Genomic DNA, 16,850 nt, shown 5'->3' on the forward strand with positions numbered 1-16,850 from the left:
GGTCGTCAGTCCTCCTGGGCCTGGGTGGTTTCGGCGAGCTCGGCCGCCAACTGGGCACGCTGCTCACGCAGTTGCGGAGTCGGCTCGGCGTAGACGTGGTCGAACAGCTCGAGCGGGTCCGGCACGGAGTCCGCGTTCAGGCCCGCGCGCACCCGCGCCGCCAGCTCCTCGGCCTCCTCCCGCAACCCCGCCACGTCCTCGTCCGTCAGCACACCGCGCGAGCGCAGATACGCCTCCAGCCGGTCGACCGGATCCGCCGCCCGCCACTGCTCGACCTCGTCGTCCTCCCGGTAGCGGGTGGCATCGTCGGCGTTGGTGTGCGCGTCCATGCGGTAGGTGTGCGCCTCGACCAGAACGGGACCGTGTCCGGCGCGGGCGTGCTCGACGGCCGCGGTCAGCACCGCCAGCACCGCGACCAGGTCGTTGCCGTCGACCTGCTCGCAGCGCACGCCGTAGCCGATGCCCTTGTACGCCAGCGCGGGCGCCGCGGTCTGCCGGGCCAGCGGCACGGAGATCGCGTACTGGTTGTTCTGCACGAAGAAGACCACCGGCGCGCGGAACACGGCCGCGAAGTTCAGCGCCTCGTGGAAGTCGCCCTCGCTGGTCGCGCCGTCGCCGATGAGGGCCATCGCGACGCCGTTCTGGCCCGTGCGGCGCAGGGACTCGGCCATGCCCGTCGCGTGCAGCACCTGGGTGGCCAGCGGGGTGCACTGCGGAGCGGTACGGGTGGCGGCGGGGTCGTAGCCGCAGTGCCAGTCGCCGCGCAGCAGGGTCAGCACCTCGACCGGGTCGATGTCCCGGGTCACCAGGGCCACGGAGTCGCGGTAGGTCGGGAACAGCCAGTCGTCCGGGCGCAGTGCGAGCACGGCACCGATCTGGCAGGCCTCCTGGCCGCGGCTGGACGGATACACCGCGAGGCGGCCCTGCTTGGTGAGGGCGGTCGCCTGGGTGTCGAACCGCCGGCCCAGGACCATCCGCCGCCAGGCCTCGCGCAGGGCCTCGACCGGGGGCTCGGGGTACTCGGCCGCCGGCCTGGCGACCGGGGTGCCGTCCTCGGCCACGAACCGCACCGGCGTCAGCGACGGCAGCAGGCCCTGGACCGTCTGGCGGAGGCTCTTCACGGACATGGACGGCGCTCGCTTTCTCTGGACACTTGACAGGAGAATGGTGGCCATCGCGGAATATGTGTTCAATAGCTCGACCGAACCGGCGATGAACTGCCGGATCCAGGGGTCTGGGAGGACAAAGTGTCCGAGGAACTCTCGCCGCCGGGGGCGGTGGCCGGACGAACTGCCGTCCCGCTCGACGACATCGACCGCCAGATCCTCAGCCGGCTCCTGCAGGACGGCCGGATCTCGGTCCGGGCCCTCGCCGAGCAGGTGCACATCTCCCGGGCCAACGCCTACACGCGCATCGGCCGGCTCGTGGCCGAGGACGTCATCACGGGCTTCACGGCGCAGCTCAACGCCCAGCGGGCGGGCCTGGGCACCAGCGCCTACGTGACGATGGGCATCGAACAGAACGCCTGGCGCGACATCTCCCGCGAGCTGCGCGAGATCCCGTACGTGGAGCATGTCGCCCTCGTCACCGGCGACTTCGACGTCCTGGTCCTCGTGCGCGCCCCGGACAACCTCGCCCTGCGCCAGGTCGTGCTGGAGAAGATCCAGGGCATCCCGGGGGTGCGCTCCACCCGCACCTGGCTCGTCTTCGACGAGGTGCGGGGGCGCGGCGCCACCTGGACGGACTGAGCGGTGGTGGGCTCGGCGGCACTGCCGGGCGTCACTCGGCGTCGGCGAACCGGTCGGTGCCCACCACGGTGAGCAGGGCGAGTTTGTCGTGGCTCTCCGTGCCCGGGGTGGCCGTGAAGACGAGGAGCGACTGGCCCTGGTCCGGCTCGAGCAGGAGCTGGCAGTAGAGCTCCAGCTCGCCGACCTCGGGATGGACGAACCGTTTGGTGTCGCTCCACCGCAGGCCCACCTCGTGCCGCTCCCGGTGCGCAGCGGGACGTCCGCCAGGCCCGCCGCGGGGGAGCCGGGCCCGTCCCGGGTGATCGCCGCGCGCAGCAGCGCGACGTTGGTCCGGCTGTTGTCGTCGTGCTCCGCGGGGTGGTAGCGCTCACGGGCGGCCGGATCGGTGAACCACGCCGGGATCCACGGCGTGCACGGCTGTGCGGTCATACGTCGATCAGCGTCGCGGTCGCCTCGGGCCGGGCCGGTGCCGGAACCGGCGCCGGCGGCGGTGCATGCCGCCGGGAGCGGATCACGCTGAAGCGTCCGGTGATGAAGTGGGCGCCCGCGCCCGGCAGTTCGGCCAGTGCCGAGGACGGGTCGGCGGGCAGGTCGTCGAGGTTCTCCACCAGATGCACCCCGGCGTCCAGCGCCGCCGTCTCGGCCGCCGCAAGGACCAGCGGGTCGGTGGAGTGCACCGCCGCGTACAGCGCGCCGTGCCGCGCCACGGTACGGCGTAGGAGAGCGAGGCTGAGCGAGGTCGAGTCGGTGCCCACCAGGAAGGAGACCGGCCCGGGCCACTCGCGGGTGTAGACCCGCTCGTCCTCGGCGTGCAGCCGCACCAGCAGCGGGCTGCGCAGATCGGCGTACGGGTGGTCGGGGTGGGCCACCGGCCCGGAGGCGTGCAGGACCGGCCCGTACCGGGCGGCCTCCGTGAGCGCGCCGCGGACGTCGTCGGCGGTGACCGCGCCCAACACCCGTGCCGCACGGGCGGGATGGGCCAGCAGCCGGTCCACGGCGTCGGCGAGGTCGGCCCCGAGGTCCCGCAGTGTCCTGTGCCCCTCGTCGGTGGGGAAGCCGCGCTCCGGCACCAGGATGTTCTGCGGGGTGGTGCGGACCGTGCCGTTGCACCGGCACGAGGCGAGGGCGAGGCCGCGCACCAGGCCCCGGTAGTTGTCGGTGGAGTCCACCACTACGGTGTTCAGTCCGGTCCGGTTGGTGAACACGGCGGCCTGGCGGGCGTGTTGCTCCAGCCAGTCGGCGAAACGGGCGGCGCCGGTGTAGTCGACGATGCGCACCGCCGGGTCCGTGGCCAGCCGCCGGTGCACATGCCGCTCCGGTTCCGCCACCGCCAGCGTCACCAGGTCGGGGGAGTGACCGGCCTCCGCCAGCACCTGCCGGGCGACCCGCACCGTGATCGCCAGCGGCAGCACCGAGCGCGGGTGCGGGGCCACGACCACGGGGTTGCCGGTCACCAGGCTGGCGAACAGGCCCGGACACCCGTTCCACAGCGGGAAGTCGGGGCAGCCCACCAGCAGCGACACCCCTCGGGGCACCAGGGTGCAGGTGCCCCGCAGCGCACGCGGCTGCCCTCCCCGTTCGCCGCTCTCCCAGTGCAGGTCGGCCGGGACCCGTTCCGACTCGGCGAAGGCCTGGGCCACCGCCTCCAGGGCACGGTCCTGGGCGGGCGGCCCGGCCGCGCGGAAGGCCGCCCGGAGGGGCTGGCCGGTGGTGTGGTGCACCGCGAGGGCCAGTTCATGGCTGCGCGTGTTGAGCCGGCGCAGGATCTCCACGGCCAGCCCGGCGCGCTGGTAGGGCCCGGCGGCCCGCCAGCCCGCCGCCGCCCGCGCGGCCGCCGCGACCAGCTCCGCGGGATCGCAGCGCGGGTAGTCGATGGCCAGCGCGAGGCCGTACGGCGACGACTCCGTGCGCACACGGCCGAGCTCGCCGGGCTGCCCCAGCTCGAACGGCCGCCCCAGCAGCGAGCGGAACACCTTGCCCGCGGTGCGGGTCGACCGCATGCCCGCGTCGGCCGCGTCCTGGCCGGTCGCCTCGGTGAAGGGGCGGTGGCACGCACCGGCGGCGATCGCGCGAACCACGCTGTGCAGCAATTCGCGGTGCCGTTCGTAGGGACCGGGCCGCATGGCCGTCAGCCTCTCCAGCTCGCCGCGAGCGCGAGGAGGGCGTCGTTCTCCTCCGGCAGCCCGACCGTCACCCGGACGCCCTCGCCGGGGAACGGGCGGACCACGACCTTCCCGTCGGCGCAGTGCCCCGCGAAGCCGGCGCTGTCCGCCCCGAGCGGCAGCCAGACGAAGTTGGACCGGGATTCGGGCACTTCATGGCCCAGCGCCCGCAACTGCTTGGTGACACGCTCGCGTTCGCCGACGGTCAGGGTGGCCCGCCGGGCGACCTCCGCACCCTCGCCGAGGGCGACCACGGCGGCCCGCTGGGCCGGCGCGCTGACGCTGAACGGCACCTGCGTGCGGCGCACGTGCGCGGCGATCCCGGGCGGTGCCACGCAGTAGCCCACGCGCAGCCCCGCCAGCCCGTACGCCTTCGAGAAGGTCCGCAGCACCGCCACGTTCGGCCGGTCGCCGAGCAGGGCGAGTCCGTCGGGGACCCGGTCGGGATCGGCGTACTCCCGGTAGGCCTCGTCGACGACGATCAGCACGTCCCGCGGCACCCGGTCCGCGAAGTCGGTCAAAGCCCGCGCGCCGACCGCCGTGGACGTCGGGTTGTTCGGGTTGCACACGAAGACCAGCCGGGTCCGGGCGGTGATCGCCGCGGCCATGGCGTCGAGGTCGAGGGCGTGGTCGCGCAGCGGCACCTTCACCGCCGTACCGCCCGCCACGGCGGTCAGGATCGGGTACGCCTCGAACGACCGCCAGCCGAAGACCACTTCGTCACCGGGCCCGACCACGGTGTGCAGCAACTGCCCGCACACCTCCGAGGAACCGGCACCCACCGCGATCCGGTCCGGCTCCACCCCGTGGTGCGCCGCCAGGGCCTCGACCAGCGAGGCGGCCTGCAGATCGGGATAGCGCGAGACACCGCCGGCAGCCTCCGCGAGGGCCGCGGCCACCCCCGGCAGCAGGCCGTACGGGGACTCGTTGCTGGCCAGCACGACGGCTCCGGGCAGTTTGCGGCCCGGGACGTAGGCGGGCAGCTGGGACAGGGACGCACGGACACGCACCATGCTGGTCTCGCTTCTGCAGCGCTGGGGCCCGAGGCCTGGCCGTCGGGCACTTGACAGGCAAATCGTGAAGAGCGGACGACAGGCGCTCAACCGTTTGGGAAATTCGGCTACGAATCGCCGAAATCGAAGCGCCCGATCGACAAACCGTCTTCCGGCGACCCCTGCGGGACCTTCGGTACGAGACGGACGGCACGCCCTGTGCCGGGCACCGGACCGCCTCCTTGATCACGGGACGGACACAGCGGCCCACCGAGGCCCCCGCCGCGGACGAGGCGCCAGCAGACTGCTCGCCGCCCGAGCCACGCGATCCCGCGGCCCGCCCCGTTCCGATCGAGGGAGACCATGCACAGCACCAAGACCCGCCCGCGCCGCGCAGCCATGACGGCCTGCGCGGCGGCCCTCGCGCTGCTCGCGGCCGGCTGCTCGAAGGCGTCCGCGGGCGCGCAGACCGGCGGCTGCCGCGACGACGGCCACTGGACGGGGCGGCAGCAGGCGGCGTGGCTGCGGACCGCGGTGACCATCCGCGGGACGGTCGACGGCTCGTCGTACACGGACGCGTCGGTCGTCGTCCGCCCACCCCGCACGGGCGATGTCCGGGTGCTGTGCCAACCGCTGGCCGTGCAGGTCGAGTTCTGGACCGTCACGGCCACGACGACGGGGACGGAGATGTCGTCCGTGATGCGCTACCGGCTGTCCTCGGACGGCAGCAGGACGCGAACCGTCGGCTTCCCCGCCGGCCTTCCCGGCGGGCAGGACGGCACCTGCACCCGGGTCCTTGTGGCGGCGTACGCGGGTGCACCCCTGACTGACCGTCAACTACCCCGACTGGCGGGCGATTTGTCCACTGCCGACGACGCGGCCGTGCGGTTCGCGACGGAGCGGATCGGCGTGCACCGACTGCTCCCGGCGCTGGATTCCGCGCAGTGCGACGCGGACCGGCGGACCCCGAGCCCCGCACGCACGGGGTCGACGGACTGGGACATCTACCATCCGTGACCCGGTCACGGCCGGGTGATCGGCCGCAACCATGGTCACGTGCGCGGCGTGTGATCCCGTGGGACGGCTGTCGCCCGTCTCCGCACGCAAGGCGAGGGGGGATTGATGACGCAGGAGCAGACAGAGGACGCGATCGCGCGGACGAGACCGGGCGCGAGGCGGATCAGGACAGTGGCAGGCCGTGTGACGCGCTGGGTGTTCCGCCTCGTCATGGCTGCTCTGATCCTGCTGCTCGCCCTGCGCACCTACGAGGAGACGGGCATCGCGGACGCACGGTCGAACGGGTCGCTGCACACGGCCGAAGCCACCATCACCAAGCTGACGTCCCACACGACGAGAGGGACAGACGGCGGAGGCCAGGACGGCGGCAGCGGGCAGTGGTTCGTCACCACCGTGTACACGATCGAACTGCGTGTCGGCGACGAGACGAAGGCAGCGAACGGTGTCCCGGACGATTCCGCGAACGACTTCCAGGAGGGGCAGCAGGTCCAGGCGGGCCTGTGGCACGGGCGGGTCGTGGAGATCGACGGGCGTGACGTGTGGCTCGGCTGGCACCCCGGGGGGTGGGACATCACGCTGTTCGTGACGTATCCATTGGCCATGGGGTATGTGATCGCCCTCGTCGTGGCCGCCGCCGCACACCTGGCCGGGCGCGGCGGGCGGGTGCGGTTGGAGCGGCAGGAGCGGTCGGTGCCCTGGGCGATCGGGTTCGCCCTCGGGATGTCGGCGATCTTCGTGCTCCTCGGGTGCGTGGCTTTCGGGAACGGCATCGCGTACTGGCCGGTCGTTCCCGTCGGTGCCGGAACCGCGACCGCGCTGGCGGGGCTGAGGAGAGTGCTCCGGCGGGCCCGGGCCGTCGGCGTCGCGGACGCACCCGGCGGGAGTGCACCGGCCCAGGTCTGAGAGCCGGGGACCGTCGCCCAGGGGGCCACTCTGGAATGATCATGCTAACTCGGTGGGGAATGGAGACATGCTGGTGCCGGCAGGGGACGAGACGGCGACGACGCTGGTCGGCAGAGCCGAGGAGCTGAAGCGGCTCGACTCGGTGATCGCCCGTCTCGGGCAGGACGGCGTTCCCGCGGTCGTCGACATCGCCGCGGACGCCGGCATGGGCAAGAGCCGGCTGCTGGGCGAACTCTGCGCGCGGGCGCGGCAGCATGGGCTGACCGTGCTGCGCGGCAGGGCCACGGAGTACGAACGGCACACTCCGTTCCAGACGTTCACGGACGCGTTCGCCGACGTCGACCACACCTTCCTGGACTCGGATGCCGTGCCCGAAGCGGCGGCACCGGTGCTGCGCGGCGCCGACAGCGCGCAGGGCGCCACCTCGGGCATCGCGAACCGCGATCGATTCGGCCTCTATCGGGTCGTGGCGCACGTACTGACCGGGCTCGGTGAGCGGAGCGGGCTGGTGCTGGCGCTGGACGACCTGCACTGGGCCGATCCCGCCTCCCTGGAGCTGCTGGACCACCTGATCCGGCACCCCGTGCGGGGCCGGGTGCTGCTGCTCGTGGCGCGGCGGGCCCGGCAGACACCGCACTCGCTCGCCGCCGCTCTGACCCGCGGCGTCGACAGCGCGGCCGTACTGCCCATGGCGCTGCGGCCGCTGCCCGAGCAGGACGCCATCGAGGCGCTGGCCCCCGACCTGCCGCCCGGCGACGCGCAGGAGATCCATCGGTCCAGCGAGGGCAACCCGCTGTACTTCCACTGCCTGTTGCACGCCTACCGGCATGGCACGTCATCGCGCGGCACCGCCCTTCGGGCCCACGACGACACGGTGTCCGGTGTGCCCAGCGGACTGGGGTCGCTGCTCCTGGACGAACTGGCCGCGCTGAGTGAGGCGCAGCGCCGCACCGTCGAAGCAGTGGCGGTCCTCGGCGACCACGCCACGCCCGCGATGCTGAGCCGGACGACCGGCCCCCTCACCGCGAAGGAACTCGACGCCTGCATCAGTGCGTTGGCGCGGCGCGATCTGCTGCGCAGACGGTCCGACGGCCGCTGGACCCTGCGCCACCCGCTGCTGCGGGCACTTGGTCTACGAGAACACCGCCGCCGCACGCCGTGCCGAGATCCATCATGGCGCGGCACAGGAACTGGCGCGGGCGGGCGCCTCCGCGGCCGAACGGGCCCACCACGTCGAGCGGTCCCTGGCCGGCTGGGATCCGGCGGCCGCGGCGGTGCTGAGCGAGGCGGCCGCCCAGTTCGCCCACACGGCGCCCGCGACCGCCGCCCATCTGCTGGACGTCGTCCTGCGGCTCATGCCGGACACACCCGTATATGCAAGACAGCGCGGGGAGTTGACGCTGGCACGCGCCAGAGCCCTCGGCGTCGGCGGCAGCCTGCGGGAGAGCCGCGATCTGCTGCACACACTCATCAGCAGCTCCGGGCCGGCCGACGCCTCGCTGCGCGGGGACGCGACAGCGCTGTGCGCCATGATGGAACGCCACCTCGGCCACTCCCCGGAGGCGATCGCCCTCCTGCACCGGGAACTGGTGCGTGATCCCGGCCCCGAGCCCCGCCAGGCGGTCTCCCTGGGACTCGCGCTGGGCATGGCCGCCCTGAACACCGTCTCCTATCCCGACGTACGCGACGACATCGAGCGGACGCTCGCGGTGGCCCGCTCCCACGGCGACGTCATGGGAGAGATGGGAGCCCTGGCCCTGGGGTCGCTGGGCGAGGCCTACGAAGGGGAGACCCTGACGGCCCGCCGGTTCGCCGAGGCCGCCGCCGGGCTCGTGGACGGCCTGACCGACCCCGGCCTCACGGAACTGTGCGAGTCGCTGGTCTGGCTGGCCTGGGCGGAAGCCCTGCTGGAGCGCTACACCGACGCGGAACGCCACGCCGAGCGGGGGCTGGACATCGCCCGCCGCAGCGGCCAGGTCCACGTCCTGCCCCACCTGCTGAGCAGCAGGGCCTTCGTGCACCTCAACACCTGCCGGCTGCCGTCCGCCCTGGAATCGGCCGAGGAAGCGGAATCCGTCGCCCGGGCGATCGGCAGCAGCGATCTGCTGGCCTTCACCCTGACCTTCAAGGCACTGATCCTTCTCCTTTGCCGCCCCCTGGGCGACACCAGCGCCCTGACGACCGCCGAGGAGGCCGTGGCCACGGCCGGCCGCAGCGGCCACTGGTGGGCGTCGCTGGCCCGATGCGTGCTCGGCCACACGGCCCTCGTCAACGGTGACCCGCACCGCGCACAGGACTCCATCCTGCAGGCCGGCGGCCCCGAACTGCTGGGCCTACAGCCCTCCATACGCCCCGGCCAGCTGGACACCCTCGTCGGCACCGCCCTCGCCCTCGGCGACGTCGAGCAGGCCGCGCGCTGGGCCGCACGAGCCGCCGAGGAAGCCGACCGGATGGGACTGCACGGCCAGCGCGGGGCGGCACTGCGCGCCGAGGCGGCGCTCGCCCAGCACCGCGGAGACCCCCGCGCGGCAGCAGACCTCTTCGAGCGCGCCGCGCAGGCGTACGCACCCTCCGGCGCCGCGGTCTGGGAGGCGTACTCCCTGCTGCTGGCGAGTGTCCAGGCGCAGGCCGCGGGCGAGGGGCGGCGCGCAACCGCGATGTGGGAACGGGCCCGCCGTATCGCGGACGAGGGCGGCGCACGCCTGCTGTCCGACCTCGCCGCGCTCGTGCGCCCGCAGGCCGAGGAACCCTCACGCGCACCCACGGAGCTCGACCAACTGACCACCCGTGAACGGGAGATCGCCCAACTCGTCGCCGAAGGACTGAGCAACCAGGCCATCGCGACGAAGCTCTACCTCAGCCGCCGCACGGTCGAGACCCACCTGTCGGCCATCTACCGCAAGACCTCCGTGTCGTCCCGCTCGGCACTGGCGGGCCTCATGACGCGCGCCGCCCTCGACCGGAGCATATGAACAGTGGTGCTCAGGTCGTGGCGTCCCGGTAGTCGCCGAGACAGCGGAAGGCGCCCCCGCTCGCCCGGAACAGGTACATCGCGTCCGTGTAGCGGTAGGTGGACGAGTCGTAGCGCAGCCGTTTGGTGATCCCCCGGTAGTCGGTCTCGCGCAACTGCCCCACGATCGCCCCCCGTTGGGCGCCCGAGCCGCCCAGGACCGTCATGGCGCGGGCGACGAACAGCGTCGCGTCGTACGCCTCGGCGGAGTACCAGGGCGGCGCGGCGCCGAAGCGCGCGCGGTAGGCGGCGGCGAAGGACTTCGCGGCCGTCACCCGGCTCGGATCGAGGAAGGAGGCGGCGAACACCCAGCCCTCGGCGGCGTCCCCCGCCGGGCTGAGGAAACGGGGGTCGAGCGCGCGCTGACCGGCCAGCCGCGCACCCGAGAAGCCGGCGGAGCGCAGCGCGCGGGCCAGCCGCGCGGCCCGGGCGTACCCGCCGCCGAAGACCACCGCGTCCGCCCCCGCCTGCGTCACCGACTCCGCGAGGGCACGGAAGTCCTGAGCCGAGCCGTCCCCGGCGGCCAGGGTGCGCCGGATCGTGGTGCGCTGCGCGGTCCGTACGGCGTCGTCGATGCCGGCGCACAGCCGCCAGCTGAAGTCGCCCTCGGCTGCGTCGTCGATCAGCACCGTCTTTCGGGCCTTGGCGGTGCGGACGAGGTAGGCGACGAGCGGCGCCGCCAGGGTCGCGTCATCGGGGCGGGTGGCCGCGTACACGCGGTACGTGGTGGGGGACACCTCGTCGAGTCCGACCGACACGGTGACCATCGGGAGCCGCGCCTGCTGGTAGAGGCCGAGGACGGCCTTGGCGCAGGCGTCGGTGGTCGGCCCGATCACGGCCCGGACCCGGTCGTCGGCCGCCAGCCGCCGGGCGATCTGCCGTGCCCGGGCCGTGCCGCCCGCGTCGTCGTGCACCTGGAGCGCCAGGTCGAAGGCGCGCCCGGTACGGGAGTTGAGATCGTCGACGGCGAGCCGGACGCCGTTCTCCTGGGCGCGGCCCGTCGTACGACCGCTGCCGCTCAGGTCGGCATGCAGGGCAACCACCAGGCGCGGGCGCCGGGTTCGGCCCGCCTGCGACGCGGTGCTGCCGGGGCGGTTCGCCGTCCACCAGGCCGCCGTGCCGCCGGCCGCCAGGACTCCGGCGGCCGAGCCCAGTATCAGCAAGCGGCGGCGCGTGGTGCCTTCCGGGCCGACGGCTGTCGTGTCACCGGGCGCTGCGTCGGCCACCGTTGCCGCGGTGACTTCGGTCGCCTCGACGGCCGGCAGCGCGAGCACCGCGGCCGAACGGCGCGCGATCAGCCGGGTCAGGGGCTCCGGCAACCAGCCCCCGCCCTCGCCCGCACCGTCCAGGGCTTGCCGCACGTCGGACACCGCCGGCCGGGCGCCGGGCTCCTTGGCCAGGCACCCCCGCAACAGCGGCAGCAACGCCTCCGGCACGCCGCCCAGGACCGGCTCGTCATGGACCGTGCGCACCAGCGACTCGGCCGCGGAGCCCCATCCGAAGGGGCGCTCGCCCGTCACCGCGTAGGCCAGCAGACAGCCGAGCGAGAAGACGTCACTCGCCGGACCGATCTCCCGGCCCCTGCCCTGGGCCTGTTCGGGGGAGAGGAAGCCGGGGGAGCCGACCACCATCCCGCTGGCGGTGAGCGCGGTGTCCTCCGGCATCCGCGCGATACCGAAGTCGATCATCCGGGGTCCGTCGACCGCGAGCAGCACATTGCCGGGCTTGACGTCCCGGTGCACCAGACCCGCCCCGTGCACCGCCTCCAGCGCCTCGGCCAGCCGCACGCCCAGGACGCGGACACTGCCGTACGGCAGCGGCCCGCACTCCTCGACCGCCTCCGCGAGCGAGGGCCCCGGCACGAACGCCGTGGCCAGCCAGGGCGACTCGGCGTCCGGGTCCGCGTCGAGCAGCGGCACCACCCAGGGGTTGGCGACCCGGCCCGCCGTCTCCACCTCACGGCGGAACCGGGCCCGGAATCCCGGGTCGTCGGCGTGCGCCGCGCGGATCACCTTCACCGCGGCGAGCGCGCCTCCGGGGGAGCGGGCCAGATACACCACGCCCATGCCGCCCGCCCCCAGCCGGCGCAGCAGCCGATAGCCCGCGATCCTGGCCGGGTCGGCGCCGCGCAACGGCTCCATCAGTGCCCCAACGGGCGGACGCCGGGGGTGAATTGCCCCATCAGGCCGACACCTGGAAGGGCGCCACGCCCTGGTACGCGAACCGGCCGCCGGCCACCTTCCACCAGTAGACCCCGCTGCCGTCGACGACCAGGGCCCCGGTCGTCTTGTCGAACGCCAGGTTCCGGGAGATCCCCTTGTACGTGGCCGCGCGCAGCGCCGTCGTCAGGTTCTGCCGGGTACGACGCGCGGCGGTCAGCGAGCGCAGAGTGCGTACGGCGAGCTGCGCCACGTCGTACGTCTCGACGGCGTACCGCTCCGGCTCCGCGTCGAAACGCTTGCGGTAGGCGGCCCTGAACGCCTTCGCCTCGGGCGCCACCGTGGCGTCCATGACCGGGGCGACGATCACCCAGCCGTCGGCCGCGTCCCCCGCGGCGGACAGGAACCGGGCGTCGAGCACCCCCTGGGCGGCCGTCCTGGCCCCCGGGAAGTCACGGCCGCTCAGTGCCCTGGCCAGCAGCGCGGCCCGGTCGTGGTAGCCGGCGAACACCACCGAGTCCGCGCCGCCGTCGAGCAGGGCATCCAGCGTCGGCCCGAAATCGGTGCGCAATGCGCTGACCACCTTCAGCACGGCAGGCTGCCGTGCCTTGCGCAGGATGTTGGCGAGGGTGCTGCTGATCTCCCAGGCATAGGCGTCCGCCGCCCGGTCGTCGACGATCCCGACCGCGCGCGACTTCGCCGTGCCGCGCAGATACGCGTCGAGATAGAACGGCAGGATCGTGTCCGTCACCCGGGCGTGCAGGAAGGACCGGCTGCCCATCACGCCCAGCACGGTGGCGCCGGGCGACACCGCGATCAGCGGCAGCGAGGCCGCGTCGTACGTCGCCAGCGAGGCCAGCGCGGTGGCGTCCGTGGTGGGACCGATCACGGCCAGCACGGAACGGTCGGCGACGAGCTTCTTGGCCGCCTCGGCCGCCCGGGCCGGATCTCCGCCGTCGTCCACCGTCTTCACGGCGAGCACGAACGGGCTGCCCGCACGGGCGTTGAACTCGTCGACCGCGAGCCGCAGCCCCCGCTCCTGCGCCCGGCCGACCGCCTTCTGATCGCCGCTCAGGTCGGCGTGCAGCCCGAGGGTGTGCACGGGATAACTGGAGTTCGGGGCGGCGTTGTCGCTCTCACCGTCCCCGGCGAGCGCCCCCCATGCGGCAAGGCCGCCCCCGGCCGCGACGACCGCAGCGCCTGTGCTCATGAGCAGGAAACGTCGTCTGCCGACGGCACGGGACGCCGGCTGCGCGGCGTCCGTCTCCGTCGGAGCGCTGCCGGCGGACGCGGGGTCGACCTCGGTGTCGTCGATGGACGGCAGCGCCAGCCCGGCGGCCGACCGCTCCGCGATCAGCAGGACCAACGGCTCCGGCAGCCAGGCCTCTTCGTCGGGGGCCGGCTCCTCCTCGGATTCTGCAGGACGTACGACTCTCAGCGCCTCCCGGGGGTCGGGAGGCGAAGCAGACGAGGCGGCCGTGAGGGTCTCGGACAGCGTCTCGGCCGTGGGCCGCAGCTCCGGATCCTTCTCCAGACAGCTGCTCACGACCTCGGCGAGCTCCGCCGGAACACCCTCCAGATCCGGCGCGTCGTGCACCGTCCGATACAGCAGTGCGTCGAGCGACCCGGTGCCGAACGGAGGGCGGCCGGTCGCCGCGAAGGCCAGTACACAGCCCAACGAGAAGACGTCTCCGGCCGGCCCCGGATCCCCCGCCCCTCGCGCCTGTTCCGGTGGCAGGAACCCCGGCGTGCCGACCACGACACCGGTCGAAGTGAGCGACGTGTCCTCGGGATCGCGGGCCACACCGAAGTCGATCAGCCGTGGTCCGTCGAGCGCCAGCAGCACATTGCCGGGCTTGACGTCCCGGTGCACGAGCCCGGCCGCGTGCAGCTCACCCAGCGCCTGGGCGAGCTGCGTCCCCAGCACCCGCAGGCTCGGCACCGGCAGCGGCCCGTGCGCGGCGAGTGCCTCGGCGAGCGAGGGACCGGGTACGAACGTGGTCGCGAGCCAGGGCTGCGGCGCCTCGGGATCGGCGTCCACCAGCGACGCCACCCACGGGCTGGTCATCCGGCGGGCCGTGTCCGCCTCGCGCCGGAACCGCTCCCGGAAATCGCTGTCCTCGGCGTACTCGGCCTGAATCACCTTCAGCGCGACCAGACTTCCGCCGGCCGAGCGGGCCAGGTACACCACGCCCATGCCGCCGGCGCCCAGCCGTCCGAGCAGCCGGTAGCCCGCCAGCTTGGCGGGATCTGAGGTACGCAGCGGCTCCATCACTTTCCCTTCAGCCGCTGCTCGATGCGCGTCAGCATCTGAGCCAGGGCCTTGCTGCCCAGTTCGTTGAGTGCCTGCTCGGTGTAGCCGGTGCCGGCCGTCACGGAGACGGCCACGACGACCGTGCCCAGCCGGGCGACCATCCACCGGTACGGCTGTGCGGCACCGCCGCTCTCCGCGTAGGTGCCGGCCTCCAGTACGGAGTCGTCGGCGTACTCCTGCTCGCGGGCGCCGAAGGGCGTGCCGAGCGACATCAGACCCGTGATCCGTTCCTCCGACCGGGGCCGCTGCTGCGGGCAGCGCAGCACCTCCTCGAGGGTGGTGCTCAGCTGTTCGTCGGCGCCGAGGGCGGAGGCGTGCACGGTGGCCACGGCCGTCACCGTGACCGCGCCCCTGCCCTGTCCGGCCGGCTGCCGGCTGTAGCGGGACGTGCTCGCCAGCACCCCGCGCGGCAGCTTCTCCCGCTCCCACCGGCAGTCCTCGTCCAGCACGGCCCAGGTGCCCGGGGTGCTCTCGGCCGGAGTCCGGGCGATGTACCCCCGGCCCCAGTCGTCCGGGGCGAGCACGACGGATTCGACCAGCCGGCGCCCGTCCTTCGCAGTCCGGGGGACGAGGGAGGCATCGGGAGCGAAGACGGAAGCGGCGGCGGACGAACCGCTCGACGGAGTCGCCCCGGCCCTCGGCGAAGCACCGACCGAAACGCTCGGCGAAGCACTGGCCGCGGGCGAACCGCCCGCCCGGGAAGCCCCGTTGTCCGCCCCCTGTGCCGAACACCCGGCCAGCAGACTCCCCGCCACCCACAAGGTCACCCAACTGCCCCGGATTCCACGGGAGTTGCTTGTCACTCAGTCCCCTCAACACCGTTCACGCCGTCCGAGGCCTCGAACGTAAACGGCCGGGAGGAAGGGGACCTCAGTGGAACCACGTATCCGGCTACGTATTTCCCGTCAGCGGTCGGAAGACAGCCGCGGCCAGCACCAACGCGCCCGCGGCCCCGCACAGCAACCGCTCGAAGAAGACCACCGGGATATGTCCGTCGGGCAGCAGCGGGGAGGCGACGGCGCCCGCCGTCACGACGGCCACCGACGCCCAGAACAGCGCGGGCCGCGCCACGACCGGCGGAGGCGGTCCGTGCCAGCGCCTGAGCAGACCGCGACGCCCGATGGGGATGCCGGCGTCTGGTCTGCGCCCCGCCCGGGGCCGGCAGACCCAGGGCCGGTGTCGGCGGATGATGGGCGACACGGACGCCGGGAATCGACGGCGTCACCCAGGGGAGACGTACGCCCATGACCGCCCCGAAGCCCCAGGCTTCCCACCCGGCCCGGCCGACCCGCATGCGGCCCTGGCGGTTCGTGGTGTGGTTCGGCACGGTCAGTCTGCTCGCGGACTTCGTGTACGAGGGCGCCCGCTCGATCACCGGACCGCTGCTGGCCTCGCTGGGTGCGTCGGCGCTGGTGGTGGGTGTGGTGACCGGCGCCGGCGAGGCGGCGGCGCTCGGACTGCGGCTGGTCTCGGGTCCGCTGGCGGACCGCACCCGCCGCTTCTGGGGGCTGGCGATAGCCGGGTACGCGCTCACGGTGATCTGCGTACCCCTGCTGGGCGTGGTCGGAGCGCTCTGGGCGGCCTGCGCGCTGGTGATCGCCGAACGTGTCGGCAAGGCGGTGCGCTCACCCGCCAAGGACACCCTGCTGTCGCACGCCACCGCCGCGACCGGCCGCGGGCGCGGCTTCGCCGTGCACGAGGCGATGGACCAGGTCGGCGCACTGCTCGGCCCGCTCGTCGTGGCCGGCATGCTCGCGCTCACCGGCGGCGACTACGGGCCGGCACTCGGGGTGCTGGCCGTCCCGGGCGTCGCGGTGCTGGGCCTGCTGGTGTGGCTGCGGGCGCGGGTGCCCGACCCGGAGGCCTACGAGCGGGAGACGACCCCGCCCGCGAACGCACCCGCGCCGGACGGCCGCCTGCCGCGCGCGTTTTGGACGTACGCAGCGTTCACCGCGGCCACCACGGCCGGCTTCACCACCTTCGGCGTGCTCTCCTACCACCTCGTCGAACGCCACCTGATGACAGCGGCCTGGGTGCCGGTGCTGTACGCCGCCGCCATGGCCGTCGACGCCCTCGCCGCACTGGCGACCGGCTGGCTGTACGACCGCGTCGGGCCGCGGGTGTTGGTCGCCCTGCCGGTGCTCACCGCTGTCGTCCCGATGCTGGCGTTCACGAACACGGTGACGGTGGCGGTGATCGGCTCCCTGGTGTGGGGCGCGGCCATGGGCATCCAGGAGTCCACCCTGCGGGCGACGGTCGCCGACCTGGTGCCACCGGGCCGGCGAGCGACGGCGTACGGCGTCTTCGCGGGGGTGGTCGGCGGGGCGAGCCTGGTGGGCGGTGCGCTGACCGGTGCCCTGTACGGGGTGTCGATTCCGGCCCTGATCGCGGTGGTCGTGGCCGCCCAGGTGCCGGCCCTTGTCCTGTTGGCGGTCAGTGGCACGGCAGATCGTGGACCCGTTGGCGGGGGTCCCTCCCGCGGAGCGACGGGGCCGTAGTGTGCAGGGCTGCGTGGACCTCGGCCCGAGGTCCTGTGTGCGGCGTG

The 16,850-nt window shown here is 73.7% G+C and carries 14 protein-coding genes; 6 read left to right on the plus strand and 8 right to left on the minus strand.

The window, feature by feature from the left end:
- Window positions 1-5 precede the first annotated feature (5 nt).
- Window positions 6-1,127 (minus strand): pyruvate dehydrogenase (acetyl-transferring) E1 component subunit alpha, encoded by a 1,122-nt coding sequence (gene pdhA / locus ABZ880_RS29475; protein WP_361268567.1) that lies wholly within the window; start codon window positions 1,125-1,127, stop codon window positions 6-8.
- Window positions 1,128-1,247: 120 nt separating this feature from the next.
- On the opposite strand from pdhA, the gene ABZ880_RS29480 reads away from it, so the two are divergent.
- A complete protein-coding gene (locus ABZ880_RS29480) occupies window positions 1,248-1,748 on the plus strand; it encodes an Lrp/AsnC family transcriptional regulator (RefSeq protein ID WP_361268570.1) in 501 nt (166 codons plus the stop codon).
- 31 nt (window positions 1,749-1,779) lie between these two features.
- Here the strand turns inward: ABZ880_RS29480 and ABZ880_RS29485 are convergent, their stop codons facing one another.
- The 3 genes from ABZ880_RS29485 to hisC form a co-directional block, all read right to left on the minus strand.
- The gene (locus ABZ880_RS29485) at window positions 1,780-1,977 is read right to left on the minus strand and encodes a hypothetical protein (RefSeq protein WP_361268571.1); all 198 of its coding nucleotides are present in this window, start codon (window positions 1,975-1,977) and stop codon (window positions 1,780-1,782) included.
- Window positions 1,978-2,173: 196 nt separating this feature from the next.
- Window positions 2,174-3,871 (minus strand): aldehyde dehydrogenase family protein, encoded by a 1,698-nt coding sequence (locus tag ABZ880_RS29490; RefSeq protein WP_361268573.1) that lies wholly within the window; start codon window positions 3,869-3,871, stop codon window positions 2,174-2,176.
- A 5-nt stretch (window positions 3,872-3,876) separates the two neighbouring features.
- The gene (gene hisC / locus ABZ880_RS29495; protein WP_361268576.1) at window positions 3,877-4,923 is read right to left on the minus strand and encodes a histidinol-phosphate transaminase; all 1,047 of its coding nucleotides are present in this window, start codon (window positions 4,921-4,923) and stop codon (window positions 3,877-3,879) included.
- A 342-nt stretch (window positions 4,924-5,265) separates the two neighbouring features.
- Here hisC and ABZ880_RS29500 point away from each other — a divergent pair, with 342 nt between their 5' ends.
- The 4 genes from ABZ880_RS29500 (at window position 5,266) to ABZ880_RS29515 (ending at window position 9,794) form a co-directional block, all read left to right on the plus strand.
- Window positions 5,266-5,919, plus strand: coding sequence for a hypothetical protein (locus ABZ880_RS29500; RefSeq protein ID WP_361268579.1), 654 nt, complete (start codon window positions 5,266-5,268; stop codon window positions 5,917-5,919).
- 210 nt (window positions 5,920-6,129) lie between these two features.
- Window positions 6,130-6,822, plus strand: coding sequence for a hypothetical protein (locus ABZ880_RS29505; RefSeq protein WP_361268581.1), 693 nt, complete (start codon window positions 6,130-6,132; stop codon window positions 6,820-6,822).
- A 67-nt stretch (window positions 6,823-6,889) separates the two neighbouring features.
- Window positions 6,890-8,419 (plus strand): AAA family ATPase, encoded by a 1,530-nt coding sequence (locus ABZ880_RS29510; RefSeq protein ID WP_361268583.1) that lies wholly within the window; start codon window positions 6,890-6,892, stop codon window positions 8,417-8,419.
- 1,060 nt (window positions 8,420-9,479) lie between these two features.
- Entirely contained in the window at window positions 9,480-9,794 is a 315-nt protein-coding gene (locus ABZ880_RS29515) for a response regulator transcription factor (RefSeq protein ID WP_361268974.1), read from the plus strand.
- A 10-nt stretch (window positions 9,795-9,804) separates the two neighbouring features.
- Here the strand turns inward: ABZ880_RS29515 and ABZ880_RS29520 are convergent, their stop codons facing one another.
- The 4 genes from ABZ880_RS29520 to ABZ880_RS29535 all read right to left on the minus strand — a co-directional run bounded on the left by ABZ880_RS29520 (window position 9,805) and on the right by ABZ880_RS29535 (window position 15,376).
- A complete protein-coding gene (locus ABZ880_RS29520) occupies window positions 9,805-11,973 on the minus strand; it encodes a bifunctional serine/threonine-protein kinase/ABC transporter substrate-binding protein (RefSeq protein ID WP_361268586.1) in 2,169 nt (722 codons plus the stop codon).
- 40 nt (window positions 11,974-12,013) lie between these two features.
- On the minus strand, window positions 12,014-14,263 hold the full coding sequence (locus ABZ880_RS29525; RefSeq protein ID WP_361268589.1) for a bifunctional serine/threonine-protein kinase/ABC transporter substrate-binding protein: 2,250 nt from the start codon (window positions 14,261-14,263) through the stop codon (window positions 12,014-12,016).
- Window positions 14,263-14,829, minus strand: coding sequence for a hypothetical protein (locus ABZ880_RS29530; protein ID WP_361268592.1), 567 nt, complete (start codon window positions 14,827-14,829; stop codon window positions 14,263-14,265). The genes ABZ880_RS29525 and ABZ880_RS29530 overlap by 1 nt, the downstream gene beginning before the upstream one ends.
- 367 nt (window positions 14,830-15,196) lie before the next feature.
- Window positions 15,197-15,376: a hypothetical protein gene (locus tag ABZ880_RS29535; RefSeq protein ID WP_361268595.1), complete on the minus strand. Its 180-nt coding sequence runs from the start codon at window positions 15,374-15,376 to the stop codon at window positions 15,197-15,199.
- 173 nt (window positions 15,377-15,549) lie between these two features.
- Between ABZ880_RS29535 and ABZ880_RS29540 the strand changes: the two genes are divergently transcribed.
- The gene (locus tag ABZ880_RS29540) at window positions 15,550-16,803 is read left to right on the plus strand and encodes an MFS transporter (protein WP_361268597.1); all 1,254 of its coding nucleotides are present in this window, start codon (window positions 15,550-15,552) and stop codon (window positions 16,801-16,803) included.
- Window positions 16,804-16,850: the final 47 nt, after the last annotated feature.

This window comes from Streptomyces sp. NPDC047043 (assembly GCF_040644055.1).
Taxonomy (GTDB): domain Bacteria; phylum Actinomycetota; class Actinomycetes; order Streptomycetales; family Streptomycetaceae; genus Streptomyces.